Genomic DNA, 1,514 nt, shown 5'->3' with positions numbered 1-1,514 from the left:
AACCATACGCTTACAAGCGGTCGGAGCACGTTTACGTGTGACGGCGTGCCTTTTGCATAATGAGCCTACGAGTTACCGTTGCTAGCAAGGTTAAGTACTTAAGGTACGGATCCGTAGCGAAAGCGAGTCTGAATAGGGCGCTTAAGTTAGTAGTGGTAGACGCGAAACCGTGTGATCTACCCATGGGCAGGTTGAAGCTGTAGTAACATACAGTGGAGGACCGAACCGGTTGACGTTGAAAAGTCTTCGGATGACCTGTGGGTAGGGGTGAAAGGCCAATCAAACTCGGAAATAGCTCGTACTCCCCGAAATGCATTTAGGTGCAGCGTTGATATAGTTTTATAGAGGTAGAGCTACTGATTGGATGCGGGGGCTTCACCGCCTACCAATTCCTGACAAACTCCGAATGCTATAAAATGATTATCAGCAGTGAGGGCATGGGTGCTAAGGTCCATGTCCGAGAGGGAAAGAACCCAGACCATCAGCTAAGGTCCCAAAATGTATGCTAAGTTGAATAAACGAGGTTGAACTGCTTAGACAGCTAGGATGTTGGCTTGGAAGCAGCCATTCATTTAAAGAGTGCGTAACAGCTCACTAGTCGAGCGGTTCGGCATGGATAATAATCGGGCATAAGTATACTACCGAAGCTATGGAATATTTTATATTGGTAGGGGAGCATTGTAGTGTCGTCGAAGGTGTACTGCGAGGTATGCTGGAGAAGCTACAAAAGAAAATGTAGGCATAAGTAACGATAATGCGGGCGAGAAACCCGCACTCCGAAAGACTAAGGTTTCCTCAGCTATGCTAATCAGCTGAGGGTTAGTCGGGACCTAACGCGAACCCGAAAGGGGTAGTGGATGGACAACAGGTTAATATTCCTGTACCTGCTCACGCTAAAAGTGACGGAGGCGTATATTTGGTGCGTGCTGACGGAATAGCACGTTGAAGCCAGTGGTAACACGGCGATAGTACACTAAGACTTCGGTTGCGGTGATAATCCAGAGAAGCGACTTCCAAGAAAAACAAGTGAAGCAGCCCGTACCCTAAACCGACACAGGTAGTTGGGATGAGAATTCTAAGGAGCTCGAGAGATTCATGGCTAAGGAACTAGGCAAAATAGACTCGTAACTTCGGGAGAAGAGTCGCCCCCTTTTGGGGGGCCGCAGTGAAAAGATCCAGGCGACTGTTTATCAAAAACACAGGGCTATGCTAAATTGAAAGATGACGTATATGGCCTGACACCTGCCCGGTGCTGGAAGGTTAAGTGGAGGGTTTAGCTTCGGCGAAGATCTGAAATGAAGCCCCAGTAAACGGCGGCCGTAACTATAACGGTCCTAAGGTAGCGAAATTCCTTGTCGGGTAAGTTCCGACCTGCACGAATGGTGCAACGATCTGGATACTGTCTCAGCCATGAGCTCGGTGAAATTGTAGTAACGGTGAAGATGCCGTTTACCCGCTGTGGGACGAAAAGACCCCGTGCACCTTTACTATAGCTTAGTATTGGTTTTGGATAA

Annotated in this window: 1 rRNA gene; it reads left to right on the top strand. The window is 48.2% G+C overall.

What is annotated here, in order from left to right:
* Window positions 1-1,514, top strand: a 23S ribosomal RNA gene (locus tag FUA22_RS17895); the annotation flags it as partial.

Origin of the sequence: Seonamhaeicola maritimus (assembly GCF_008056315.1) — a bacterium.
Taxonomy (GTDB): domain Bacteria; phylum Bacteroidota; class Bacteroidia; order Flavobacteriales; family Flavobacteriaceae; genus Seonamhaeicola; species Seonamhaeicola maritimus.
This window is presented reverse-complemented; position numbering and strand designations above follow the sequence as displayed.